The organism is Hydrocarboniphaga daqingensis, from assembly GCF_900129825.1.
Classification (GTDB): Bacteria; Pseudomonadota; Gammaproteobacteria; order Nevskiales; family Nevskiaceae; genus Hydrocarboniphaga; species Hydrocarboniphaga daqingensis.
In genome coordinates this window covers 1-24,930 of sequence record NZ_FQWZ01000011.1, presented here as the reverse complement: position 1 = coordinate 24,930, position 24,930 = coordinate 1, and the positions used below count along the sequence as shown (strand labels likewise).

The window sequence follows — 24,930 nt, the reverse complement described above, 5'->3', positions numbered from 1 at the left end:
CACGAAGAAGGAAGACATCGAGCGCGGACAGGTTCTGTGCAAGCCGGGCAGCATCAAGCCGCACGACAAGTTCGAAGGCGAGGTGTACGTTCTGACGAAGGAAGAGGGCGGCCGTCACACGCCGTTCTTCAAGGGCTACCGTCCGCAGTTCTACTTCCGCACGACGGACGTGACGGGCTCTGTGTTCCTGCCGGAAGGCACGGAAATGGTGATGCCGGGCGACAACATCAAGGTGACGGTTGAGCTGATCAACCCGATCGCGATGGAAGAGCAGGTTCGCTTCGCGATCCGCGAAGGCGGCCGCACCGTCGGCGCCGGCGTGGTCACCAAGATCATCGCCTAAGACCTCCAAGCCCTCCGGCTCAGCTGCCGCTCCATCGCGAGCGCAGTGGGCCGGAGGGTTCGTTTTTGATTTTTGGCGGTTGGGCGCGTAAACTCCGCGCCCCTTTTGAAGTGCTCGGCTTTCGTGTCAGTAGGGGCGTAGCTCAATTGGTAGAGCGTCGGTCTCCAAAACCGAAGGTTGGGGGTTCGACACCCTCCGCCCCTGCCATTAGGGTTGAGCACTTTCAAGCCAAGGATCTTCCGTAAGTTTTAGTCGGCCGAACGTCGGGATGTTGATGGAACCCCAGATCGAAGCACCCAGTTCATCACGCTACGACAGCTTGCTGCTGTTCGGTTCGGCGGTGCTGCTCGTGGGCGGCATGTTTGCGTTTTACTGGCTCACCGGTGAAATCAACGCCGCGATTCGCTTGCTGATCCTGCTGGCGGCGCTGGGCGGGTCGGTTGCGCTGGCGTATCGAACTCAGATGGGGCAGGCCGTTTGGGCCACCGTGCTGGGTTCGCGCACCGAGCTTCGCAAGGTGGTCTGGCCGAGCCGCCAGGAAAGCCTGCAAGCCACGCTGATGATTGCAGTCGTGGTCCTGATCACCTCGCTGCTGCTGTGGGGTCTCGATTCCCTGCTGCTGTTCGGCGTCAAGTCGCTGACCGGTCGAGGCTAATCGATGACGATGCGTTGGTATGTCGTGCATGCGTATTCGCAGTACGAAAACAATGTGAAGAAGGCACTGGTCGAGCGCATCGGCCGCGCCGGCCTTCAAGACAAATTCGGCGACATCCTGGTCCCCACTGAAGAAGTGGTCGAGATCAAGGACGGCGTCAAGCGCACGACCGAGCGCAAGTTCTTCCCCGGCTATGTGCTGGTGCAGATGGAGATGGGCGAGGACACCTGGCACTTGGTCAAGTCCACGCCCAAGGTGCTCGGTTTCATCGGCGGCACGCCGGACAAGCCCGCGCCGATTTCCGAAAAGGAAGCCAATTCGATCCTCAACCGCGTCGAAGAGGCGGTCGAGAAGCCCAAGCCCAAGACGCTGTACGAGCCGGGCGAAAGCGTCCGTGTCACCGAAGGCCCGTTTGCGGACTTCAACGGCGTGGTGGAAGAAGTCAATTACGAAAAGAACCGCCTGCGGGTGGCGGTGCTGATCTTCGGTCGGTCGACGCCGGTCGAGCTGGAATTCTCTCAGGTCGAAAAGGGCTGATCCGGAGTTGTGCGGACTGTCCATTGGATCGTCCACCCGGATCAGCGACCGGCCATGGACGGTCGGCCCGGAAGCTGTACCAAGGATGGCGGTCAGAGCTTCCAGCGTTTTGTAGTGAGTTGTAAGGCGGAATCGATCAGTCGATTCCATAAGCATCAACCGGGGAGCTGCGAAACAAGCGCGGCGCTATCACCCATCAGGAGCATTCATGGCCAAGAAAGTACAAGGCTACGTCAAGCTGCAAATCCCGGCCGGCAAGGCCAACCCGTCGCCCCCGATCGGCCCCGCGCTCGGTCAGCAGGGCGTGAACATCATGGGTTTCTGCAAAGAGTTCAACGCCGCAACGCAGAAGCTCGAACCCGGCATGCCGATCCCGGTGGTCATCACCGTGTACTCGGACAAGTCCTTCACCTTCATCATGAAGACGCCGCCGGCGACTTACCTGATCAAGAAGGCCGTGGGCATCGAGTCGGGTTCGCCGACGCCGCACACCAAGAAGGTCGGCAAGATCAAGAAGGCGCAGCTGGAAGAAATCGCCAAGCTGAAGTGGCCGGACCTGAACGCCGCCGACATGACGGCCGCGATCAAGATCATCGCCGGCTCTGCCCGTTCGATGGGCGTTGAAGTGGAAGGGGTCTAAGCCATGGCACTCACCAAGCGCGCCAAACTGTTTGCTTCCAAGGTCCAGCAGGGCAAGGCCTACACGCTCGATCAGGCTCTCGATCTGCTGAAGACCTGCTCGACCGCCAAGTTCAAGGAATCGGTCGACCTGTCGATCAACCTCGGCATCGACGCCAAGAAGTCGGACCAGAACGTCCGTGGCTCCACCGTGCTGCCGCACGGCAATGGCAAGTCGGTCCGCGTCGCCGTGTTCACCCAGGGTGCCAAGGCGGCCGAAGCGCTCGCCGCCGGCGCCGATGCGGTCGGCATGGATGACCTCGCCGCCAAGATGAAGGCCGGCGAGCTCGACTATCAGGTCGTCATCGCCAGCCCGGACGCGATGCGCGTCGTCGGTCAGCTGGGCCAGTTGCTCGGTCCGCGCGGTTTGATGCCGAACCCGAAGACCGGCACCGTGACGCCGAACGTCGCCGAAGCGGTCAAGAACGCCAAGGCCGGTATGGCCAAGTTCCGCACCGACAAGGCCGGCATCGTGCATTGCTCGATCGGCAGCGCCGACTTCGCCAAGGACAAGATCCTCGACAACCTCGTCGCCGTGGTTCGTGACATCCGCAAGCAGAAGCCGTCGTCGTCCAAGGGTCAGTACATCAAGAAGGTGACCCTGTCGACCACGATGGGCCCCGGCATCCGCGTCGACATCTCGTCGCTGCCGGAATAAGTCAGAGCTTCAGGCCGGCGGCGTCGCCCGACGCCGCCGGTTGTTCAGATCAGATGTGTGTGGCCGCAAAGCCGCTCCATCCGAGACCGTAAGAGCCGCAAGGCTTAAAGCTCGCCAGAGCGCTTACGCAGATGGTGCACGAAGGCTCCTCGCTGACGGCACCGTGGTACGCAGCAAAGGTGGGTCAGCCCGCAAGGGTGAGCCCGAGTCGTCAACGTAGTAGAGCATCCAGGAGTTAGTCCGATGGCGCTTAGGCTGGAAGACAAGAAGGTCCTGGTTGCGGAAGTGAATGAAGTCGCGTCGCGCGCGCTCTCGGCAGTGGTTGCCGAGTACCGCGGTCTGACCGCCGGCAAGTTCGACGTCCTGCGCGCAGAAGCCCGTAAAAACGGCATCTACCTGCACGTCGTCAAGAACACGCTGGCCAAGCGCGCAGTGAAGGGCACGGAGTTCGAGTGCCTGGATCCGGTGCTTGTCGGTCCTCTGGTCATCGGTTTTTCGCTCGATGATCCAGGTGCCGTCGGTCGGGTGATCAAGGACTTCGCGAAGGCCAACGAAAAGCTGGTGGTCAAGGGCATCGCAGTGGGTGGCAACCTGTACGGTTCCGCCGACATCGATCGCCTCGCCAACCTGCCGACCAAGGATCAGGCTCTGTCCATGCTCCTGGGCGTCATGAAGGCACCGATCACGCAGTTCGTCCGGACCGTCGCCGAGCCCACCGCCCAGTTCGTCCGTGCCGTCAAGGCCGTCGGCGACAAGATGGCGGAATCCGCTTAAGCCGAACGCTGCATTCGTATCCGCAGTCCAGTTTTCTGCACACACATCTATCGAAGTTTTTAGGAGTTACCCATGTCGCTCAGCAATCAGGAAATCCTTGACGCGATCGCCGCCAAGTCCGTCATGGACATCGTCGAGCTGGTCAAGATGATGGAAGAGAAGTTCGGCGTTTCGGCTGCCGCCCCGGTCGCCGTCGCCGCTGGCCCGGCCGCTGCCGCCGCCGCCCCGGTCGAAGAGAAGACCGAGTTCACCGTCGTTCTGGCCGCTTTCGGCGAGAAGAAGGTCGAAGTCATCAAGGTCGTCCGCGAAATCACCGGCCTGGGCTTGAAGGAAGCCAAGGACCTGGTCGAAGGCGCGCCGCAGACCGTGAAGGACGGCGTGAACAAGGCCGACGCCGAAGCGCTGAAGAAGAAGCTCGAAGCCGCCGGCGCCAAGGTTGACATCAAGTAATTGGAGCCCGGTGCCCTTGGGCACCGACTTCCGAGGAACTTAAGTCGAATTGAGTCATCTGCTTCATAGTTGAATCGGCAAAGGCTGGGGGCTCGCGCCCCCGGCCTTTCGCCGCTTAGAGAATCCATGGCAATGGCCAGCGGCCGGTGCTTCCGCCATTGCCATGGATTTTGAGCTGCACCCTGACGCATTTATTTCCACGGCCCGCCGGTAGCGGGGCCTTGAGACGAGGTAGAGATGGCCTACACGTTCACCGCCAAAAAGCGCATCCGCAAGGATTTCAGCAAGCTGACCGACACGCTGGAGATTCCTTTCCTGCTGGCCACCCAGATCGACTCGTATCGCGAGTTCCTGCAGGCCGACACGCCGGCCGCCAAGCGCAAGGAGGCGGGTCTGCACGCGGCCTTCAAGTCGGTGTTCCCGATGACCAGCTACAACGGCGGCGCGATGCTCGAGTACGTCAAGTACCGCCTCGATGAGCCGGTGTTCGAAGAAGTCGAGTGCCGCGTTCGTGGCCTGACGTTCGCCAGCCCGCTGAAAGTCACCGTGCGCCTGGTGATCTTCGACCGTGAGTCGAAGGAAAAGCGCATCAAGGACGTCCGTGAGCAGGAGGTCTATCTCGGCGAAGTGCCGCTGATGACCGACAACGGCACCTTCATCATCAACGGCACCGAGCGTGTCGTCGTGTCGCAGCTGCACCGTTCGCCCGGCGTGTTCTTCGACCACGACAAGGGCAAGACGCACAGCTCCGGCAAGCTGCTGTATAGCGCCCGCATCATTCCGTACCGCGGCTCCTGGCTGGACTTCGAATTCGACCCGAAGGACAACCTGTTCGTCCGCATCGACCGTCGCCGCAAGCTGCCGGCGACGATCCTGATGCGCGCGCTGGGCTACGACAACCAGCAGATGCTGGCGATGTTCCATGAAATCAACACGTTCACGCTGCAGGAACACGGCGCGCTGTGGGACCTGGTGCCCGAGCGTCTGAAGGGTGAAAAGGCGCAGTTCGATATCGTCGACGGCAAGAAGGTGCTCGTCGAAGCCGGCAAGCCGATCACGGCACGTCACATCAAGCTGATTCGCGAAGCCAAGATCGCGCAGCTTGAAGTGCCGGACAGCTACGTCGTCGGCCGCATTCTGGCGCGCGACATCGTCGACACCAACACCGGCGAGCTGCTGGCTGCTGCCAACTCCGAAATCACCGAAGTGCTGCTGCCCAAGCTGCGCGCCGCCGGGATCAAGGAACTGCCGACGCTGTTCGTCAACGATCTCGACAAGGGCCCGTACGTCAGCACGACGCTGAACATCGACCCGACTCGCACCAAGCTCGAAGCGCTGGTCGAAATCTACCGGATGATGCGCCCCGGCGAGCCGCCCACGAAGGAAGCGGCCGAGGCGCTGTTCGAAGGCCTGTTCTTCGCTCCCGAGAAGTACGATCTGTCGGCCGTCGGCCGCATGAAGTTCAACCGTCGTCTGCGCCGCAATGAGACCACCGGCTCGGGCATTCTGTACGACGGCAAGTTCTTCCAGGTGCTGAAGCACGAAACCGCCAAGGCGCTGGCTGCCGAACTGGGCCCGGATCGCTCCGACATTGCCGATGTGATGAAGCAGATCATCGCGATCCGCAACGGCGAAGACGTCACCGACGACATCGACCACTTGGGCAACCGCCGCATCCGTGCGGTCGGTGAAATGACCGAGAACGTGTTCCGCACCGGCCTGGTCCGTGTCGAACGCGCGGTCCGCGAGCGCCTGGCACTCGCCGAAGCCGAAAACCTGACCCCGCAGGATCTGATCAACGCCAAGCCGGTCGGCGCTGCGATCAAGGAGTTCTTCGGTTCGTCGCAGCTGTCGCAGTTCATGGACCAGAACAACCCGCTGTCCGAAATCACCCACAAGCGCCGCGTGTCGGCGCTCGGGCCGGGCGGCCTGACGCGTGAGCGCGCGGGCTTCGAAGTCCGCGACGTGCATCCGACCCATTACGGCCGCGTCTGCCCGAATGAAACGCCGGAAGGCCCGAACATCGGCCTGATCAACTCGCTGGCGTGCTACGCGCGCACCAACGACTACGGCTTCCTCGAGACGCCGTACCGTCGCGTGATCGACGGCAAGGTCAGCGACCAGATCGATTATCTGTCGGCGATCGAAGAAGGCCGCTACGTGATCGCGCAGGCCAACTCGGAACTCGACGCCAAGGGCGCATTCCAGGCTGAGCTGATCAGCTGCCGCTTCCAGAACGAATTCACGCTGATGACGCCGGACAAGGTCCAGTACATGGACGTCTCGCCGCGCCAGATCGTGTCGGTCGCCGCCGCGCTGATTCCGTTCCTGGAACACGACGACGCCAACCGCGCGCTGATGGGTTCGAACATGCAGCGCCAGGCCGTGCCGACGCTGCGCAGCGAAAAGCCGCTGGTCGGCACCGGCATCGAGCGCCGCGTGGCGATCGACTCCGGCAACGCGATCGTTGCGCGCCGTGGCGGTGTCGTCGACAAGTGCGACGCCTCGCGTGTCGTCATCCGCGTCAACGACGATGAAACGGTCGCTGGCGAAGCGGGCGTCGACATCTACAACCTGGTCAAGTACACGCGCTCCAACCAGAACACCTGCATCAACCAGCGTCCGCTGGTGAAGCCGGGTGACATCGTCGCGCGCGGCGATGTGCTGGCCGACGGTCCGTCGACCGACATGGGCGAGCTGGCGCTGGGCCAGAACATGTTGATCGCGTTCATGCCGTGGAACGGCTACAACTTCGAAGACTCGATCCTGATCTCCGAGCGCGTTGTCGAAGAAGATCGCTTTACGACGATCCACATCGAAGAGCTGACCTGCGTCGCTCGCGAAACCAAGCTGGGACCGGAAGAAATCACGGCCGACATCCCCAACGTCAACGAGCAGGCGCTGCGCAAGCTCGACGAGAGCGGCATCGTCTACATCGGCGCCGAGGTCAAGGCGGGCGACATCCTCGTCGGCAAGGTCACGCCCAAGGGTGAAACCCAGCTGACGCCGGAAGAAAAGCTGCTGCGGGCGATCTTCGGCGAGAAGGCGTCCGACGTGAAGGACACCGGTCTGCGCGTGCCGGCCGGTATGGACGGCACCGTGATCGACGTTCGCGTGTTCACGCGTGAAGGCGTCAAGAAGGACAAGCGTGCGCTGTCGATCGAAGAAAGCGAACTGGCCGCCGTCCGCAAGGACTTGAACGACCAGCAGCGCATCTTCGAGGACGACATCTACGATCGTCTGAACCGGATCCTGCTCGGCAAGGTCGCCGATGGCGGCCCGAACAAGCTGAAGAAGGGCGCCAAGGTCGACGCTGAGTATCTCGGCTCGGTCGAGCGCGACAAGTGGTTCGAAATCCGCCTGCAGGACGAAGATGCGCAGGCCCAGCTCGAAGCCGCGGCCAAGCAGCTGAAGGATCAGCGCGCTTACTTCGACGCTCGTTACGAGAACAAGAAGCGCAAGATCCAGGCGGGCGACGAGCTGTCACCGGGCGTGCTGAAGATGGTCAAGGTCTACCTGGCCGTGAAGCGTCGCATCCAGCCGGGCGACAAGATGGCCGGTCGTCACGGTAACAAGGGCGTGATCTCGCAGATCGTGCCGGTCGAAGACATGCCGCACATGGCCGACGGTACGCCGGTCGACATCGTCCTCAACCCGCTGGGCGTGCCGTCGCGTATGAACATCGGCCAGCTGCTGGAAGTGCATCTGGGCTGGGCCGCCAAGGGCATCGGCAAGAAGATCGACGTGATGCTGCAGCAGCAGCGCGCCGTGTCGGAGCTGCGTGGCTTCCTCGAGAAGGTCTACAACACTGGCAAGACCAGCAAGAAGGAAGATCTCAGCCAGTTCAGTGACGCCGAGATCGTCACGCTGGCCAAGAACTTGATCGCCGGCTTGCCGGTTGCCACGCCGGTGTTCGACGGCGCAGCCGAAGAAGAGATCAAGGAGCTGCTGGAGCTCGCCGGTCTGCCGCGTACCGGCCAGGCGCAGTTGACCGACGGCCGCACCGGCGACGAGTTCGCGCGCATGGTGACCGTGGGCTACATGTACATGCTCAAGCTCAACCACTTGGTCGACGACAAGATGCACGCCCGCTCGACCGGCCCGTACTCGCTGGTCACGCAGCAGCCGCTGGGTGGTAAGGCACAGTTCGGCGGTCAGCGCTTTGGTGAGATGGAAGTCTGGGCGCTGGAAGCCTATGGCGCGGCGTACACGTTGCAGGAAATGTTGACCGTGAAGTCGGACGACACCAACGGCCGTACGCGCATGTACAAGGCGATCGTCGATGGCGATCACCGCATGCACGCCGGCATGCCGGAGTCGTTCAACGTGCTGGTCAAGGAAATCCGCTCGATCGGCTTGAACATCGAGCTCGAGCAGAACCCGTAGGCCGGGTTGAAGCGTTAGCCGACACCCCGCGCTGGGGTCAGCCCACGGGCTCACCCCAGCCGACGAATACGATTTACGGAGTAAGTGATGAAAGAACTGTTCAACATGCTTCGCGCGCCGGCCGAGGAATTCGAGGACTTCGACGCGATCAAGATCGGTCTGTCTTCGCCGGAAGTGATCCGGTCCTGGTCGTTTGGCGAGGTCAAGAAGCCGGAAACGATCAACTACCGCACGTTCAAGCCGGAGCGTGACGGCCTGTTCTGCGCCAAGATCTTCGGGCCGATCAAGGACTACGAATGCTTGTGCGGCAAGTACAAGCGCCTGAAGCATCGCGGCGTGGTCTGCGAAAAGTGCGGCGTCGAAGTCACGGTCGCCAAGGTCCGCCGTGAGCGCATGGGTCACATCGACCTCGCCTCGCCGGTCGCACACATCTGGTTCCTGAAGTCACTGCCGAGCCGTATCGGCTTGCTGCTCGACATGCCGCTGCGCGCGATCGAACGCGTGCTGTACTTCGAAGCCCACATCGTCGTCGATCCGGGCCTGACCCCGCTTGAAAAGGGCCAGCTGCTGACCGAAGAGGAGTACCTTGACGCTGTCGAGAAGTACGGCGACGAGTTCGATGCCCGCATGGGCGCCGAAGCCGTGCACGACCTGCTCAAGGCGATCGATCTGCAGAAAGAGACGATCCGGATGCGCGAAGAGCTCGCCGGCACCGCCAGCGAGACCAAGATCAAGAAGCTCGGCAAGCGCCTGAAGTTGATTGAGTACTTCATCCTGTCGGGCAATCGCCCGGAGTGGATGGTGATGACCGTGCTGCCGGTGCTGCCGCCGGACCTGCGCCCGCTGGTGCCGCTGGATGGCGGCCGCTTCGCGACGTCGGACCTGAACGACCTGTATCGCCGCGTCATCAACCGCAACAACCGCCTCAAGCGCCTGCTCGAGCTGACCGCGCCGGACATCATCGTCCGCAACGAAAAGCGCATGCTGCAGGAATCGGTCGACGCGCTGATCGACAACGGCCGTCGTGGCCGTGCGATCACCGGCACCAACAAGCGTCCGCTGAAGTCGCTGGCCGACATGATCAAGGGCAAGCAGGGTCGGTTCCGTCAGAACCTGCTCGGCAAGCGCGTCGACTACTCCGGCCGTTCGGTCATCGTGGTCGGCCCGACGCTGAAGCTGCACCAGTGCGGCCTGCCGAAGAAGATGGCGCTGGAGCTGTTCAAGCCGTTCGTGTTCTCGCTGCTGCAGCGCAAGGGCCTGGCGACGACGATCAAAGCCGCCAAGAAGATGGTCGAGCGCGAAGAAGCCGCCGTTTGGGATTGCCTCGAAGAGTGCATCCGCGAACATCCGGTGCTGCTGAACCGCGCGCCGACGCTGCATCGCCTCGGCATCCAGGCGTTCGAGCCGATCCTGATCGAAGGCAAGGCGATCAACCTGCATCCGCTGGTCTGCACCGCGTTCAACGCCGACTTCGACGGCGACCAGATGGCCGTGCACGTGCCGCTGTCGCTCGAAGCGCAGTTGGAAGCGCGCGTGCTGATGATGGCGAGCAACAACATCCTGTCGCCGGCGTCTGGCGACCCGATCATCGTGCCGTCGCAGGACGTCGTGCTCGGTTTGTACTGGATGACGCGTGAGCGCATCGGTGCCGACGGCGAGGGCATGAAGTTCACGGACGTGGGCGAAGTGCATCGCGCTTACGAATCCAAGCAGCTGCATCTGCAGGCCAAGATCAGCGTGCGTCTGCGCGATGTGACCGAAACCGGCGAAAAGGTGTTCCGCCGCGTCGAAACCACGACGGGCCGTGCGCTGCTGTCCGAGATCCTGCCCGAGACGATTCCGTTCTCTGTCATCAACAAGACGATGACGAAGAAGGAAGTGTCGCGCGTGATCAACTACGTCTACCGCAAGGCCGGCACCAAGGACACTGTCGTGTTCGCCGACCAGCTGATGTACACCGGCTTCCGCATGTCGACCAAGGCCGGCATCAGCTTCTGCCTCGACGACATCATCATCCCGGAAGAAAAGGCCAAGATCCTCGCCGCAGCCGAAGCCAAGGTGAAGGAAGTCGACCGCGAATACTCGGAAGGCTTGACCACGCAGCAGGAACGCTACAACCGCGTGGTCGACCATTGGTCGCGTGCCAACGACGACATCTCCAAGGCGATGATGGTCCGCATCGGCAAGGAAAAGTCGATCGGCAAGGACGGCAAGGAGATCGAGCAGGCCTCGTTCAACTCCGTGTTCATGATGGCCGACTCCGGCGCCCGTGGTAGCCAGGCGCAGATCCGTCAGCTCGCCGGTATGCGTGGCCTGATGGCCAAGCCCGACGGCTCGATCATCGAAACGCCGATCACGGCCAACTTCCGTGAAGGCCTGAACGTGCTGCAGTACTTCATCTCGACCCACGGTGCTCGTAAGGGCCTGGCCGACACCGCGCTCAAGACCGCTAACTCCGGTTACCTGACGCGTCGTCTGGTCGACGTGGCTCAGGACGTGGTCGTGACCGCCGAAGATTGCGGCACCGACCAGGGCCTGCTGATGATGCCGATCGTGGAAGGCGGCGACATCCTCGAGCCGCTGCGCGAGCGCGTGCTCGGCCGTGTGACGCTGCGCGACGCCTACAAGCCCGGTGGCGAAGACGTGATCGTGCCGGCCGGCACGCTGATCGACGAAAAGTGGGCCGAGATCATCGAACGCAACAGCGTCGACGAGATCTGGGTGCGCTCGCCGATCACCTGCGAACTGCCGTTCGGCATTTGCGGCAAGTGCTACGGCCGTGACTTGGCGCGTGGCCACAAGATCAACATCGGCGAAGCGGTCGGCGTCATCGCCGCGCAGTCGATCGGTGAGCCCGGCACGCAGCTGACGATGCGTACGTTCCACGTCGGTGGCGCGGCATCGCGCGCCGTTTCGAGTGACGGCGTCGACGCCCGCGCGGCCGGTACCGCCCGCGTCCACAACCTGAAGACGGTCCGCAACAAGGACGGCAACCTGGTGGCCGTGTCGCGTTCCGGCGAAATCGGCGTCATCGCCGCCGACGGTCGCGAGCGCGAGCGCTACAAGATCCCGTACGGCGCGACGATTCTGGTCAACGACGGCGACGAAGTGAAGGCTGGCCTGCGTCTGGCCAAGTGGGACCCGCACACTCACCCGATCGTTACCGAACTGGCCGGCTTCGTGAAGTTCCAGGACTTCGAAGAAGGCGTGACCGTGCAGCGCGAAAGCGATGCCATCACCGGCCTGTCGAACCTGGTCGTCACCGAAGCCCGTTCGCGTGGTAGCGCCGGTAAGGACTTGCGTCCGTTGCTGATGCTGGTCGACGCCAAGGGCAAACAGCTGAACTTCCCGGGCACCGACATTCCGGCCGCGTACTCGCTGCCGCCGAAGGCCGTCATCAGCGCTGAAGACGGCGCGGAAGTGAAGGTCGGCGACGTCGTCGCGCGCATCCCGCAGGAAAAGGGCCGCTCGCGCGACATCACCGGCGGTCTGCCGCGTGTTGCCGACTTGTTCGAAGCGCGCAAGCCGAAGGAACCGGCCGTGTTGGCCGAAGCCAGCGGCACCATCAAGTTTGGCGCCGGCACCAAGGGCAAGCAGCGCATCAAGATCGTCCAAGCGGACGGTCAGGAAGCCGAACTGCTGGTACCGAAGTGGGTGGAAATCCGTGTGTTCGAAGGTGAACACGTCGAGAAAGGCGAAATCATGTCGGATGGCGAACCCAGCCCGCATGACATCCTGCGTCTGCAGGGCGTGACCGCGCTCGCCAACCACCTGGTCAAGGAAATCCAGGACGTGTATCGCCTGCAGGGCGTGCGCATCAACGACAAGCACATCGAAGTGATCATTCGCCAGATGCTCCGCAAGGTCGAGATCGCCGAAACCGGCGACTCCCGCTTCCTGCAGGGCGAACAGGCCGAAATCTTCCACGTGCTGGCCGAGAACAAGCGCCTGAAGGCCGAGAACAAGCGCGGTGCGCAGTACTACCGTCAGCTGCTCGGCATCACCAAGGCGTCGCTGTCGACCGAGTCGTTCATCTCGGCCGCCTCGTTCCAGGAAACCACGCGCGTGCTGACCGAAGCTTCGGTCCGCGGCTCACGCGACGAACTGCGCGGCCTGAAGGAAAACGTCATCGTCGGCCGTCTGATCCCGGCCGGTACTGGCCTCGCGCATCACGAGCAGCGTCGCCGCAGCCGCGGCGGCAGCTTCCTCGACGACCTGCAAAAGGTCACCTCCACCCCGATCAGCGACGTGTTCGAAGCCGTAGGCTCCGAGCGCCGCGTGATCAGCGGTGGGGATGATGATGGGGATGAGGGCGGTAGCGAGGAGTGATCGAGGTGGGCGGGACTTGTTCCCGCCCATCGCCTTGCGGCCGTGTTGGTCGGCGCGTGGATGATCGAACTTAGGTGCGGACAGTGACGATGCGGCAGGTTGAAAATCCGGAATTCGATGTCGCTGCGGCTGTTCGACTCGCATTCCGGTATTGGAAGTCACTGTTGGCCGCATCGGTCATCGGCGGAGTGACAGCCGTTGCGGCGAGCTTCCTGATCACCAAGACGTATAAAGCGGAAGCTACGCTGTTCGCTTCCGACGAGCTCTCGGTATCTCCGATGGGTGCCTTGGGTGGTCAACTCGGGGCCTTAGGCAGCTTGGCAGGCCTCAGCACCCAGGGTGATCGTCAACTTGAAGCGCTAGCCGTACTGCGCTCCCGTGCGTTGGTCGAGGACTACATACGAGAGAAAGATCTGCTCCCGATCATTTTCTACGACGAGTGGGACAGTGCTGCAGGGCGTTGGAAAACCACGAGCGCCAGTGCGACGCCGACGGTAACCAAAGCGTTCAAGCTGTTCGACAAACGTATCCGCAAGATTGCGGAACAAAAGAAAGCCGGCACGGTGAAAATCACCGTGGAATGGAAAGACCCTAAGGTCGCGGCAGAATGGTTGCGCGATCTCGTGGATCGAGCCAATAGCCGCCTGCGCGAGCAATCGGTTCAGCGAAGCGAACGCAACATCGCGTATATCAACGACTTGTTGGCCAAGACGTCAGCCGTTGAACTTCGTTCTGCTCTCTACAAGCTCCTAGAAGCCGAGATCAAGCGGTTGATGGTGGCGCGCGGCAGTCTCGACTATGCGTACCGCTTCGTCGATCCGCCGTTCATTCCCGAAGAAAAATCAGGGCCCAAGCGTTCCGTTTATGGCTTGCTCGGCATTTTCTTGGGCATTGCGCTGGCACTTGGGCGTGCCTACTGGGTAAGCGATGAACGCAAGGCGCATCTAAAAAACGCTCCAACTCACACTGCAGACCAATGAAAGTACTGATCACTGGCGGTCTTGGATTCATCGGACGAATCGTCACCGCCAAGTTGCTCGATAACGGCCATTCTGTCCGCATCATTGACAACCTGTCGGAGCAGATACACGGCGTTCTGCCGGTCTTCGAAGCTTCTTGGCAAAGTGATCCGCGCGTCGAGATCGTCCGGGGCGATGTCACGGATGAGCAGCAGTTGGCACGCGCAGTTTCGGACATCGATGCCGTTGCTCATCTGGCAGCCGAAACCGGTACCGGTCAGTCGATGTACCAGATTTCGCGATACAACCTTGTCAACTCGCAGGGAACGGCGCATCTGCTGCAAGCGCTGATTGGTCGCCGCGAGAGCCCGATCTCGAAGCTGGTGTTGGCCTCGAGCCGATCCATCTATGGTGAAGGCGCATACCAATGTGGCCACTGTGCTGACGGTCGTCATCAGGTTCCGGCATCGCGCAGCGCAGCTCAATTGTCCGCGGCCAAGTGGGAGCCCGAGTGTGACCAGTGCGGAACGCCGCTCACATCAGTTCCGACTGCTGAGGACTCGGTCCCCCGCCCAGCATCGATCTATGCAGCGACCAAACTTGCCCAGGAAGACTTGGTGCGCATTTTCTCTGAATCAACCGGCGTCGCAACGACATCGCTTAGATTCCAGAACGTGTATGGCGAAGGGCAGTCGTTAAATAACCCGTACACCGGGATCCTATCGATTTTCTCGACTCGCCTTCGGCGCGGGCTGCGGTTGCCGATCTTTGAAGACGGATTAGAAAGTCGCGATTTCATCCATGTCGATGACATCGCCCGCGCCATCGTTATGGCGATCGAGGCTCCAACGACGGGATACAAGGTTTTCAACGTTGGCTCAGGAGTGGCGACATCGGTTTTGGCTCTCGCGGGCTTGCTCGCCGCCCGATTCGGTATGGCGGACACCACTGACGTCACGGGTCAGTTCAGATTGGGCGATATTCGGCACTGCACTGCTGATATGTCACGCATCGGGACCGAGCTTGGTTTTCGTCCCGCAATCACGCTGCAGCAGGGACTAGACCGGTTCGTGGAATGGGTTGCCGCCCAGCCTTTACCGGAGGATGGACTAAGCCGAGCAGAAAGCGAGCTACGAAAACACGGTCTGATGGGCGCAAAACACTAGTGGTGTGATGGGACTGCGGCGGTCACGGAATCAGATTTGCGCTGAGGTGGCGTGGCAACGATGCAACTACTGCTGACCAAGCCAATCCAGAGCAGGGGGCTGGATACTTCAGCCAGTCCGGCCAACAAGCATCCCGCCGCCACGCAAAGAAACACGAATATCGGTTGACCTGGCTGCACCTTGCCGCCGACCAGACAGGCCTTGGTCGCTTTAAACACTGCAATCAAAAACAAGCTACCGCCGATAATCCCAGTCGTCGCGAAAAGTGTCGACAAAAGACTTGAAGCTCGATGACTGCCAAGCCCCACGCCCAACCCGCCGGTTTCCTGTACCAGCTCGACTGAACGAAGGTCTGATGCAAGGCGATTGATGGCCGACAAGGTGTCGAGCTTGTCGAACTCAAGGTAGGACAGCGGATCGTCAATCAACAGCATCGCCAGAATCACCGCCGCAAAGCCGCCAATCTGCACTGCTTTGCGTGAGGCCGGCACGCTCCATAGCAGCGCCGTACCGGCGATAACCAGGCCGATCGTGCCAAGTGACGACGTCGTAATAATGACCGCCCAGCCAAGCAAGAGGGCGTAGAGCCAGTCAGTAAACGAGTGCCCGTTAAACCAGGCCCGGGTGATGAAGTAACCACTGTACGCCGCGCAGTAGACCCCCGCATAAGACGGCTCGGAGAACATACCGAATATTCTCCGCTCGCCATCGACGCTGAGTTCATCAAACAACATGCCGGCTTCGTTGGTGCGAAGCGCGTCCTTCAGAAGGCCCGACCACACGGGTGCATCTAGATAGTCCAGCATGATCGTGCTCAGCGCCAGCACCGCCCCCAGTTGGGCAGCGCGGTGGAACGCGATCAGTACATCCTCGCGATTGAGCCGTCGCGACAGCATCCCTAATAGCATCAGGTTGAGGGACAAGTAGCCCGCTTGGGCAATATTGCTGACACCGAAAGCGACCGGATTCATTGCGCCGACCTGTTCATCAATGGTCAGTCGCGGAACAAACGCCGGTGTGCCAGCAAACAAGAACGGCAGCACAATTGCTGACACGATCGCGACGACCCCAAAGCACTGTATCCATCGGACCCATGAGGACTGCGCAGGTGCGGCGGGGTTTGACGGCGAAGCGATCAGCGCGATGATCAGTAGCAGTTCGGTAACCGTGCTGAAGAGCAGCGGACTTCCGCCGATGTTGATCGCCAGTGACTGAAACGCGATCGAGATGCCCCAGATAGCAAGTAGAAATCGGGTCATTGGTTGGCAGTCGATTCGGGCGGCGACCAGACTCTTAAGTAATCGACGTGAAACGTGGCCGGAAGTTCGCCGTCGGCCGGGATGCCCATCCAGTCCTTCATGATCTCAATATCAAACACGATATTGAGCGACTGATGCCAGTAGCGGTTGCTGAGCCGCCGCACGCTCCTGCCATCGATAAACCATTCGATATGGTCATGATTCCAGAGTAGCCCGTAGCGGTGGAACGTCTTGCTCATGTCAGACGGCGGAGCCACCAGCATTTGATGGGACAGATCCAATTTTGGCACCAGTGGCAACTTGAAGACATGCGCATTGGTATTCACCGCGTCGACAAAGGGCCGAACTCCACCGTTCTCGAATACGTCAATTTCAGTCCACTGATCGTCGTCTTCCGCATAAAGCCAGAATGCGGATGACACGGCTGCCGCCGCCATCCTCGCGCTGATCTCTAGGTAGCCATATCGGAGCCGCATTCGGCTAACCACTGTACCGGTCTTGTATGTGGCGTCACCGCAGTCTTCGCAGTTGGCCACTCCGAGGTTCAATTGCCCGCCAGCGACCGAAACCTGGTCTTCAGCAAACACGCCTGGTATACGGCCTTCCCAGTGCGGGTTGAACCGATGCCATTTCGTGTCATCGAACACGTTGAACTCATCGGAATACTCAGACCTGAAAGTCCACGATGCTGGGATTGCGACCGATCCGGTAGGTCTGGCCACGGGCACTGTGATGCCAGCAGCCCCGGGCAACAACGCACTAAGCGCTGCTGACAGCGGTAATGCCAGAGATCGAAGCCATATCATCAGATTGAATCGATTGGTTGCACAGTCCGCTACGCTTGCCGGGATGCGTTCGGTGCCAGTGGTGTTCCCTGTAGAATGCCGCGCGGGAGCTTTCGCTCAATGCCAATGTAACCACTTGACGATGCGCCAGTGTCCGGCGGTGCAAGCGCGTCTGCAACCCAGTGTCTGCTCTGTCCAAACGAACGTAGAAGAGGCCGATTCATTTGCTCAGTCATCGAATGGCGAGAAGCTGGGCACGCGCAGCTCCGTTAATCTTGACGCTTCGTATCGTTGGGGTCCGTTCCGCATGCGCATTATCCCGTGTCGCGGCGCTGCTGGTGATCGCCAAGCGCTTGCCGCCTTCGCAGTTCGCGGTGGTGGCGGTGATGGGCGCTATCGCGGAGGTGGCCAAAGTCATCATTGACGCCGGCGTGGACATCTACAGCCTCCGTGAATACGGGATGGATCGCGCCGCCGTGGCCGCGCGGGCGGTGTCCGTTGGCTGTACAAAACTGGTCATGATGTCGTTCGGAACGGCAGCCCTCTTGCTGATCCTGTACTGCTATGCCCCGGATATCGACCTATCCGACGCCATTGCGATTTCACTATTTCCAGCTCTCCAGTTGGGTCTGAACTTCTTTCTAAATCTCTCGCTGGCTGGACTCTCTCAGCGTGTGGTGATCACCGCTGCCGCTTGCGGATACGCATGCTACTTCCTGTTCTTGGTGGCCGCTCTACTGCTGCCCGGCGATGCCGCTCGCCATTCTCTTACGATGCTGGCGGCAATGGAGGCCATGCTGTTGATCATCGGCCTGCGGTGGGGTCTGCGCCAGCTTGAGCCGTTGAGTCGTCGAGCTTTCTCTGAGGTGACCTCGATTCTCCGCAGAGCTCTGCCCGTCGGTGTGGCGGCGATCATCGCGATTATGTACAGCCGATTGGATCTGATGGTGCTGAAGCTGAATGTGTCCCAGGAGGTCCTCGGCTTCTATGCATTCGCAGCAAGGCTGGTCGATCCATTTACCCAGATCATCGCCGGTTGCGTGGCGGCGATGGGTGGCCATTACGCGAGCCTGTGGGCCAAGGGGATCGACGCTTTCGATGCCGCCGCGCTGCGTTTGCGCCTGTGGGTTTCAGGTGCGGCGATTTTGATCGTGCTCGCAATGGCGCTGAGCGCGTCGACATTACTCGAATGGATGTTTCCGGCCTTCGTGCCGGCTACGAACCTCGTGATTCTTTTCTCTTTGCTGCTTATCCCCCGCATCTACAATAACGCGACGACGACGCTACTGATCGCGGCTCATCGCGAACGTGCGACTCCGATAATCTCCGTGGTCAACCTGATCATATTGGCTGTTCTGCTATTCATGTTGGCAGGCAGGTACGGTGCACCAGGCGTCATCGTGGCGTTACTGGTGACCGAGTGCATCAATTCGATGATCCAGACCTTGGTCCTGCGATCGGCTTGCTCGTCTCGCAGAGTGGATTCGTCTCGTACCCATCAGGGAGCAGGCTCGTTGTGATCGTATTTGATCGAATCATTGCATCGCTCCAGCACACGGGTGGTGCGTCGGTTCTCTTCAATGAACTGGCTTCCCGCATGTATCGCGACGATGTGCGATACGAGGAGTATGGCTACAAGGCAACTGAGGTCACGCGCCCGCATTTTCGCTTGCTGCCGAAACGGCTTGCCGAGCGCTACCGTCGTTTCCCGACTTCAGAACTCGCGGGTAATGCGAGCGCGGCCGTATTTCATTCCACGTGCTACCGCGTTCCCGACCGGCGCGTTCGGGCGACGGTGACCACCGTTCATGACTTCACCTACGAGCATGTGATTGGGGGATTGAAGCGACTGGTGCACTCCGCGCAGAAGAACGATGCGATCCGCCGTTCGGATCTGCTTGTCTGTGTTTCGCACAACACACGAGCTGATCTTCTAAATTTTGTTCCCGACGTCGATCCTCGGAAGATAGTCGTTGTCCATAACGGCGTTTCCGACCGATTCCACCCGGTAAATGAGCCTGCAGATCGACCATATGTTTTATATGTGGGCCAGCGGGTCTCGTACAAAAATTTTCAGAGCCTCGTGGTGGCCTTGGCAGCGATGCCGGACCTCCAGTTGCGCTGTGTTGGTGGCGGCAGCTTTACCGAGGCCGAACAACGCGTGCTCTCGCGCCTGCTGCCAGGCCGGTTTCTGCATCTTGGCTACGTAGATGAGGTGTCGCTGAACCGCGCTTATGCTCAGGCCTTCTGTTTTGCCTATCCGTCGCTGTACGAAGGGTTCGGCATCCCGATCCTGGAGTCGATGCGCGCGGGCTGCCCTGTTGTGGCGGTGAATAATTCGTCCATTCCCGAAGTCTCAGGTGGCGCTGCTACGTTGGCCGAAGATGGATCGCCGGAGGCTTTGCGAGTTGCAATCCAGGCTCTGTTTGTTTCGGATTATCGAAATAAGGTGATAAATGCCGGTCTTAGGCATTCGGCCGGCTTCGGATGGGAGCGGCACTACAACGAAATGATGGCCGCCTACAATAAGGTAATGTAGTAATGCTTTATAAAATTTCATGGATGGCACGCGCACTGATCTATGCGGTGCTGTTCGACCGCGTCGGAATGATGTCTTACATTGGTCCGCCGATATTCATAACCGGCTGGCGAAAAATATCGATCGGCAAACGCGTGCGGATATTTCCGGCTGCCAGGCTGGAGGTGCATGGTGAGGGCCGTCTTTTGATTAAAGACAACGTTTCGATTGGAAACGACTTGCACCTTGCATGTGCCGCGACGCTGACGATTGGGTCTGGCGTCCAAATATCATCGGCAGTGTTGCTGACTGATATCGACCATGAATATGAGGACATCAGTAGACCTATTTTCGAGCAACCCTTGGTCGTCCGTCCGACCACCATCGGTGACCGCTGCTTTATCGGTGCGGGCGTAAAGATCCTTGCTGGTACGACGTTGGGCCAGCACTGCGTCGTGGGCGCCAACTCGGTTGTCAGAGGCGTATTCCCTGATTTCTCCGTCATTGCCGGCGCCCCTGCCCGGATTGTTCGCCGGTTGGATCCCGCATCCGGCAAATGGATAAAAGTGCAATGACCGGTAATATCAAGCAGCGTCCTATCGACAGTCTGGCCGGCAAAAAAATATTATTTGTCGCCCCCAGCTTTTTTGGCTATGCAGCGGAGATCGAGCGGGAACTTAAGGCGGCCGGTGCGACAGTATTCCGCTACGAAAACCGACCTGTCACCGGCTTTCTAGGCAAAGTATTGGTTCGCTTGTTTCCGGCCGTACTTCGGCCTGTTACCAAGCGCTACTATGAGGCGATCCTCTCAAATCACCAGAACGACGCGATCGACCTGATCTTCGTCCTTCGCGGTGAGGGAATCGATCGGAGTATCGTCGCCAGGTTTCGGAAGTTCTATCCGAACGCGCGTTGTGTCCTTTATCTTTGGGATAGTTTCCGCAACGACAAGGGCGCCGACGATCGGGTCAATCATTTTGACACTGCATCGACGTTTGATCTGCAGGACGCCCGAGTTGCAGGAATTCGATTTGTACCGCTGTTTTATCTGCGAGACTATGCTGCGCAACGATCCGTCGCTGCCGACATCGATATTTCGTTTATCGGGACCGTCCACACTGACCGCTACGCTGTCCTCAGGCGCCTGCTGGCCACGGTCGATAGAGAAGCATCCCGATTTTTGTTCCTCTATTTCCCGAGCAAGGTTATCTACTGGGCGCGTGCTATCGGAAGCCCATCGTTCTGGGGCGCCAAGCAAAGCGAATTCAGCTTCGTCCCCCTGTCCCGGGACGAACTGCTGGTCCTGGTCGGGCGGTCGCGGGTAATGGTTGATATCGAGCGGCCGGTGCAGACCGGGCTGACGATGCGTACGCTTGAGGCGTTGGGCGCGCAGCGAAAACTGGTCACCACCAATGCGAGCGTTGCCCAATATGACTTTTTCGACGCAAGGAATATTGCGGTTATTGACCGCAACAAGCCGAGCTTGCCGAGCGACTTCCTAGCATCGGGTTTCGTGGCCACGGCGCCTGACATCCTCGCCAAGTATGAAGTGGGCTACTGGCTCGAAGTTGTGCTCGGCCTAAGGGACTGTCCCGGGTATCTGCGCCAGTAGTGGCACGACGCCGACCGGTTGCCGGGCTCGGCTAGTGCCGCACCTGCTGCTGTACTTGCCTGCGGACTGGCGAATGCATCGTTGCGCCGGCTCGGGCACCTCGTCTGGGTTCAGCGATAGGTCAAGCGAGATGGCGTAATCCGTTGACAGTGCCCCGTCTCCCCATTACCATGCGCGCCCTTTCCCGATAGGCCGCCTTGCGCGTCCTGTCCTCTCTTTGTCAAGCCGGGAAGCATCCGCGTGCCAACAATCAATCAGCTCGTGCGTAACTGCCGCAGCCCGAAGACCTACAAGAGCAAGGCCCCTGCGCTTGCCTCTTGCCCTCAGAAGCGTGGCGTCTGCACTCGCGTCTATACGACGACGCCGAAGAAGCCCAACTCCGCTCTGCGTAAGGTCTGCCGCGTTCGTCTGACGAACGGCTTCGAAGTCACCAGTTACATCGGTGGTGAAGGGCACAACCTGCAGGAACATAGCGTCGTCATGATCCGTGGCGGTCGCGTCAAGGATCTTCCCGGCGTTCGCTACCACACGGTTCGTGGTGCGCTCGACGCCTCCGGTGTCGACAAGCGCCGTCAGAGCCGTTCCAAGTACGGTGCGAAGCGTCCGAAGGCCGGCGCTGCTGCCGCCACCAAGAAAAAGTAAGCATTTAAGTCGCTGAAGCGCTAGAGGCTCCTCATGTCACGTCGTCGCAAGCCCGAAATCCGCGTCATCCTTCCTGACCCGAAGTACAAGAACCTGATCGTGACCAAGTTCATGAACATGGTGATGGAAGACGGCAAGAAGTCCACCGCCGAAAAGATCGTCTACGGTGCGCTGGACCAGATCGCCAACAAGAAGAAGACGACGGAGCCGGCCGCTGTTCTGCAGGCGGCGTTTGATAACGTCGCGCCGTCGGTCGAAGTCAAGTCGCGTCGCGTCGGCGGTGCCACTTACCAGGTGCCGGTCGAAGTTCGCTCGGTCCGCCGCACGACGTTGGCCATGCGCTGGGTGATCGACGCTGCTCTGAAGCGCGGCGAGAAGTCGATGGCGGACCGCCTGGCGGGCGAGCTGCTCGACGCCTCCGAGCATCGCGGCGCCGCGGTCAAGAAGCGCGAAGATACGCACAAGATGGCGGAAGCCAACAAGGCTTTCGCGCACTTCCGCTGGTAACAGCGGCTGTTACCGAGGCGGCGCTGGTATAGCGCCGCCTCGTCCCCATTTATGGGGTCCCTTTCTGCGAACCCCAAAGAGTTGAGCCATGGCACGTACTACGCCCATCGAGCGCTATCGCAACATCGGTATTTCCGCGCACATCGACGCGGGTAAGACCACCACGACCGAGCGCGTCCTGTTCTACACCGGCGTCAATCACAAGATCGGTGAAGTGCACAACGGCGCGGCCACCATGGACTGGATGGAGCAGGAGCAGGAGCGTGGCATCACGATCACGTCTGCTGCGACCACCACGTTCTGGAAGGGCATGGGCGGTCAGTTCGACCAGCACCGCATCAACATCATCGACACCCCCGGCCACGTCGACTTCACGATTGAAGTCGAGCGCTCCATGCGCGTGCTCGACGGCGCGTGCATGTTGTACTGCGCCGTCGGTGGCGTGCAGCCGCAGTCGGAAACGGTCTGGCGTCAGGCAACCAAGTACAAGGTCCCGCGTCTCGCGTTCGTCAACAAGATGGACCGCACCGGCGCCGACTTCTTCAAGGTCGTCAAGCAGATCAAGGACAAGCTGCGTGCCAACCCGGTGCCGATCCAGATCCCGATCGGTGCGGAAGACAACTTCCAGGGTGTCGTCGACCTCGTCAAGATGAAGGCCATCATCTGGAGCGACGCCGACAAGGGCGTCACCTTCACCTATGGCGAGATTCCGGCCGAGCTGGTCGAGACGGCCAAGAAGTGGCGCGAGAACATGGTCGAAGCGGCTGCCGAAGCCAGCGAAGATCTGATGAACAAGTACCTCGAGCTCGGCGATCTGCCGGAAGAGGACATCAAGATTGCGCTGCGCAAGCGGACGCTCGCGCTCGAAATCTTCCCGATGCTGTGCGGCTCGGCGTTCAAGAACAAGGGCGTGCAGGCGATGCTCGACGCGGTTGTCGAGTACCTGCCGGCTCCGACTGACGTCCCCGCGATCGAAGCGCATGACGTCGACGACTACGAAAAGATCATCGTCCGCAATGCGAAGGATGAAGAGCCGTTCTCGGCGCTCGCGTTCAAGATCATGACCGACAAGTACGTCGGCGCACTGACCTTCATCCGCGTCTACTCGGGCGTGCTGAAGCAGGGCGATTCGGTCTACAACTCGCGCAACGGCAAGAACGAGCGTATCGGCCGTCTGGTGCAGATGCACGCCAACGAGCAGAAGGCGATCGACGAAGTGCGCGCCGGCGACATCGCCGCTTGCGTCGGCTTGAAGGACGTTTTCACGGGCACCACGCTGGCCGACCTGCAGAAGCCGGTCGTGCTCGAGCGGATGATCTTCCCGGAGCCGGTCATCAGCCAGGCGGTCGAGCCGAAGACCAAAGCCGACCAGGAAAAAATGGGTGTCGCCCTGTCGCGTCTCGCGCAGGAAGATCCGTCGTTCCGCGTGTTCACCGACGAAGAGACCGGCCAGACGATCATGTCGGGCATGGGCGAGTTGCATCTCGAAATTCTCGTCGACCGCATGAAGCGCGAATACAACGTTGAAGCCAACGTCGGCGCGCCGCAGGTTGCTTACCGCGAAACGATCCGCAAGGCAGTCGAGCAGGAGGGCAAGTACGCCAAGCAGTCCGGCGGTAAGGGCCAGTTCGGCCACGTTTGGCTGCGCATCGAGCCTAACGAGACGGGCAAGGGCTATGAGTTCTTGAACGAAATCGTCGGCGGCGCCATCCCGAAGGAATTCATCCCGGCGGTCGACAAGGGTCTGCGCGACGCGATCAAGAACGGCGTGCTGGCCGGCTACCCGGTCGTCGACATCAAGATTGCACTGACCGACGGCTCGTATCACGAAGTCGACTCGTCCGAAATCGCGTTCCGCGTTGCCGCTTCGATGGCCTTCAAGGAAGGGTGCCAGAAGGCCAGCCCGGTCGTGCTGGAGCCGATCATGGCGGTGGAAGTCGAAACGCCGGAAGACTACACCGGCGACGTCATGGGCGACCTCAACCGTCGTCGTGGCGTGATCCTGGGCATGGAAGACAATTTCGGCGCCAAGATGGTGTCGGCTGAAGTGCCGCTGGCCGAGATGTTTGGGTACTCGACGACGCTGCGCTCGATGAGCCAGGGTCGCGCGACGTACTCGATGGAATTCAAGAAGTACCAGGAAGCGCCTCGTAACGTCATCGAGACGCTGACCAAGAAGAAGTAAGCACGCTGCAAATCGCCGGGGCGCTGTCTCGGCGGTCTTCACTCAAACAACACGTAACGAGGTTTGTTGTCATGGCAAAGGAAAAGTTCGAGCGCGCGAAGCCGCATGTGAACGTTGGCACGATTGGTCACGTTGACCACGGCAAGACGACGACGACGGCGGCGCTGACGAAGATTTCGTCGGACAAGTTCGGCAAGACGAAGTACGTTGCGTACGACGAAGTGGCGAAGGCCTCGGAATCGCAGGGTCGTCGTGACAGCACGAAGATTCTGACGATTGCGACCTCGCACGTGGAATACGAAACCAACGCGCGCCACTACGCGCACGTTGACTGCCCCGGCCACGCTGACTATGTGAAGAACATGATCACGGGCGCGGCGCAGATGGACGGCGCGATTCTGGTGGTGTCGGCGGTTGACGGCCCGATGCCGCAGACGCGCGAGCACGTTCTGCTGGCCAAGCAGGTGAACGTTCCGAAGATCGTGGT

At 60.5% G+C, this 24,930-nt stretch carries 21 protein-coding genes and 1 tRNA gene; 20 read left to right on the top strand and 2 right to left on the bottom strand.

Annotated features, from left to right (window positions below; all coding sequences use genetic code 11):
- The 12 genes from BUB09_RS16640 to BUB09_RS16585 form a co-directional block, all read left to right on the top strand.
- Nucleotides 1-343: EF-Tu C-terminal domain-related protein (locus tag BUB09_RS16640; RefSeq protein ID WP_494546060.1), on the top strand; the 343-nt coding region annotated here is incomplete at its 5' end.
- A 131-nt stretch (nt 344-474) separates the two neighbouring features.
- Nucleotides 475-550 (top strand) — tRNA-Trp (locus tag BUB09_RS16635).
- 67 nt (nt 551-617) lie between these two features.
- Complete coding sequence (gene secE / locus BUB09_RS16630; protein ID WP_072899679.1) at nt 618-998, top strand: preprotein translocase subunit SecE; 381 nt, start codon at nt 618-620, stop codon at nt 996-998.
- Between the two features lie 3 nt (nt 999-1,001).
- Nucleotides 1,002-1,535, top strand: a complete 534-nt coding sequence (gene nusG, locus BUB09_RS16625) for a transcription termination/antitermination protein NusG (RefSeq protein WP_072899677.1) — start codon at nt 1,002-1,004, stop codon at nt 1,533-1,535.
- Between the two features lie 208 nt (nt 1,536-1,743).
- Nucleotides 1,744-2,175 carry a 50S ribosomal protein L11 gene (gene rplK / locus BUB09_RS16620; RefSeq protein ID WP_072899676.1) on the top strand — a complete coding sequence of 144 codons (432 nt, stop codon included), beginning with the start codon at nt 1,744-1,746 and terminating at the stop codon, nt 2,173-2,175.
- Between the two features lie 3 nt (nt 2,176-2,178).
- Nucleotides 2,179-2,871, top strand: coding sequence for a 50S ribosomal protein L1 (rplA, locus tag BUB09_RS16615; RefSeq protein ID WP_072899674.1), 693 nt, complete (start codon nt 2,179-2,181; stop codon nt 2,869-2,871).
- Between the two features lie 243 nt (nt 2,872-3,114).
- Nucleotides 3,115-3,645: a 50S ribosomal protein L10 gene (gene rplJ, locus BUB09_RS16610; RefSeq protein WP_072899672.1), complete on the top strand. Its 531-nt coding sequence runs from the start codon at nt 3,115-3,117 to the stop codon at nt 3,643-3,645.
- A 72-nt stretch (nt 3,646-3,717) separates the two neighbouring features.
- Nucleotides 3,718-4,095 carry a 50S ribosomal protein L7/L12 gene (gene rplL / locus BUB09_RS16605; protein ID WP_072899670.1) on the top strand — a complete coding sequence of 126 codons (378 nt, stop codon included), beginning with the start codon at nt 3,718-3,720 and terminating at the stop codon, nt 4,093-4,095.
- A gap of 237 nt (nt 4,096-4,332) precedes the next feature.
- Nucleotides 4,333-8,481 (top strand): DNA-directed RNA polymerase subunit beta, encoded by a 4,149-nt coding sequence (gene rpoB, locus BUB09_RS16600; RefSeq protein WP_072899668.1) that lies wholly within the window; start codon nt 4,333-4,335, stop codon nt 8,479-8,481.
- Nucleotides 8,482-8,568: 87 nt separating this feature from the next.
- The gene (gene rpoC, locus BUB09_RS16595; protein ID WP_072899666.1) at nt 8,569-12,810 is read left to right on the top strand and encodes a DNA-directed RNA polymerase subunit beta'; all 4,242 of its coding nucleotides are present in this window, start codon (nt 8,569-8,571) and stop codon (nt 12,808-12,810) included.
- 89 nt (nt 12,811-12,899) lie between these two features.
- Nucleotides 12,900-13,790: a GumC domain-containing protein gene (locus BUB09_RS16590; protein ID WP_072899664.1), complete on the top strand. Its 891-nt coding sequence runs from the start codon at nt 12,900-12,902 to the stop codon at nt 13,788-13,790.
- Nucleotides 13,787-14,935, top strand: a complete 1,149-nt coding sequence (locus BUB09_RS16585; protein WP_072899662.1) for an NAD-dependent epimerase/dehydratase family protein — start codon at nt 13,787-13,789, stop codon at nt 14,933-14,935. Before BUB09_RS16590 ends, BUB09_RS16585 begins: the two co-directional genes overlap by 4 nt.
- Here the strand turns inward: BUB09_RS16585 and BUB09_RS16580 are convergent.
- Nucleotides 14,932-16,194 (bottom strand): hypothetical protein, encoded by a 1,263-nt coding sequence (locus BUB09_RS16580; RefSeq protein WP_072899659.1) that lies wholly within the window; start codon nt 16,192-16,194, stop codon nt 14,932-14,934. The genes BUB09_RS16585 and BUB09_RS16580 overlap by 4 nt on opposite strands.
- On the bottom strand, nt 16,191-17,000 hold the full coding sequence (locus BUB09_RS16575; protein WP_084083534.1) for a family 16 glycosylhydrolase: 810 nt from the start codon (nt 16,998-17,000) through the stop codon (nt 16,191-16,193). Before BUB09_RS16575 ends, BUB09_RS16580 begins: the two co-directional genes overlap by 4 nt.
- 254 nt (nt 17,001-17,254) lie before the next feature.
- Between BUB09_RS16575 and BUB09_RS16570 the strand changes: the two genes are divergently transcribed.
- The 8 genes from BUB09_RS16570 to BUB09_RS16535 all read left to right on the top strand — a co-directional run.
- On the top strand, nt 17,255-18,499 hold the full coding sequence (locus BUB09_RS16570; protein WP_139250331.1) for a lipopolysaccharide biosynthesis protein: 1,245 nt from the start codon (nt 17,255-17,257) through the stop codon (nt 18,497-18,499).
- Nucleotides 18,496-19,518, top strand: coding sequence for a glycosyltransferase family 4 protein (locus tag BUB09_RS16565; protein WP_072899653.1), 1,023 nt, complete (start codon nt 18,496-18,498; stop codon nt 19,516-19,518). The genes BUB09_RS16570 and BUB09_RS16565 overlap by 4 nt, the downstream gene beginning before the upstream one ends.
- Nucleotides 19,519-19,520: 2 nt before the next feature.
- On the top strand, nt 19,521-20,072 hold the full coding sequence (locus BUB09_RS16560) for an acyltransferase (RefSeq protein ID WP_072899651.1): 552 nt from the start codon (nt 19,521-19,523) through the stop codon (nt 20,070-20,072).
- Nucleotides 20,069-21,109: a WaaS/CpsH family glycosyltransferase gene (locus BUB09_RS16555; RefSeq protein ID WP_072899649.1), complete on the top strand. Its 1,041-nt coding sequence runs from the start codon at nt 20,069-20,071 to the stop codon at nt 21,107-21,109. The genes BUB09_RS16560 and BUB09_RS16555 overlap by 4 nt, the downstream gene beginning before the upstream one ends.
- Before the next feature lie 240 nt (nt 21,110-21,349).
- The gene (rpsL, locus tag BUB09_RS16550) at nt 21,350-21,751 is read left to right on the top strand and encodes a 30S ribosomal protein S12 (protein WP_072899647.1); all 402 of its coding nucleotides are present in this window, start codon (nt 21,350-21,352) and stop codon (nt 21,749-21,751) included.
- A 33-nt stretch (nt 21,752-21,784) separates the two neighbouring features.
- Nucleotides 21,785-22,258, top strand: coding sequence for a 30S ribosomal protein S7 (rpsG, locus tag BUB09_RS16545; RefSeq protein ID WP_072899645.1), 474 nt, complete (start codon nt 21,785-21,787; stop codon nt 22,256-22,258).
- Between the two features lie 88 nt (nt 22,259-22,346).
- Nucleotides 22,347-24,443 (top strand): elongation factor G, encoded by a 2,097-nt coding sequence (gene fusA, locus BUB09_RS16540; protein ID WP_072899643.1) that lies wholly within the window; start codon nt 22,347-22,349, stop codon nt 24,441-24,443.
- Nucleotides 24,444-24,514: 71 nt separating this feature from the next.
- Nucleotides 24,515-24,930, top strand: a 416-nt coding sequence (locus BUB09_RS16535) for a GTP-binding protein (RefSeq protein WP_245793092.1), incomplete at its 3' end; no start/stop codon positions are given.

Bases quoted from the DNA above. Each gene is read 5' to 3' on its own strand.
- secE (WP_072899679.1), top strand. From the start codon at position 618: ATGGAACCCCAGATCGAAGCACCCAGTTCATCACGCTACGACAGCTTG.
- nusG (WP_072899677.1), top strand. From the start codon at position 1,002: ATGACGATGCGTTGGTATGTCGTGCATGCGTATTCGCAGTACGAAAAC.
- rplK (WP_072899676.1), top strand. From the start codon at position 1,744: ATGGCCAAGAAAGTACAAGGCTACGTCAAGCTGCAAATCCCGGCCGGC.
- rplA (WP_072899674.1), top strand. From the start codon at position 2,179: ATGGCACTCACCAAGCGCGCCAAACTGTTTGCTTCCAAGGTCCAGCAG.
- rplJ (WP_072899672.1), top strand. From the start codon at position 3,115: ATGGCGCTTAGGCTGGAAGACAAGAAGGTCCTGGTTGCGGAAGTGAAT.
- rplL (WP_072899670.1), top strand. From the start codon at position 3,718: ATGTCGCTCAGCAATCAGGAAATCCTTGACGCGATCGCCGCCAAGTCC.
- rpoB (WP_072899668.1), top strand. From the start codon at position 4,333: ATGGCCTACACGTTCACCGCCAAAAAGCGCATCCGCAAGGATTTCAGC.
- rpoC (WP_072899666.1), top strand. From the start codon at position 8,569: ATGAAAGAACTGTTCAACATGCTTCGCGCGCCGGCCGAGGAATTCGAG.
- BUB09_RS16590 (WP_072899664.1), top strand. From the start codon at position 12,900: ATGCGGCAGGTTGAAAATCCGGAATTCGATGTCGCTGCGGCTGTTCGA.
- BUB09_RS16585 (WP_072899662.1), top strand. From the start codon at position 13,787: ATGAAAGTACTGATCACTGGCGGTCTTGGATTCATCGGACGAATCGTC.
- BUB09_RS16580 (WP_072899659.1), bottom strand. From the start codon at position 16,194: ATGACCCGATTTCTACTTGCTATCTGGGGCATCTCGATCGCGTTTCAG.
- BUB09_RS16575 (WP_084083534.1), bottom strand. From the start codon at position 17,000: ATGATATGGCTTCGATCTCTGGCATTACCGCTGTCAGCAGCGCTTAGT.
- BUB09_RS16560 (WP_072899651.1), top strand. From the start codon at position 19,521: ATGCTTTATAAAATTTCATGGATGGCACGCGCACTGATCTATGCGGTG.
- BUB09_RS16555 (WP_072899649.1), top strand. From the start codon at position 20,069: ATGACCGGTAATATCAAGCAGCGTCCTATCGACAGTCTGGCCGGCAAA.
- rpsG (WP_072899645.1), top strand. From the start codon at position 21,785: ATGTCACGTCGTCGCAAGCCCGAAATCCGCGTCATCCTTCCTGACCCG.
- fusA (WP_072899643.1), top strand. From the start codon at position 22,347: ATGGCACGTACTACGCCCATCGAGCGCTATCGCAACATCGGTATTTCC.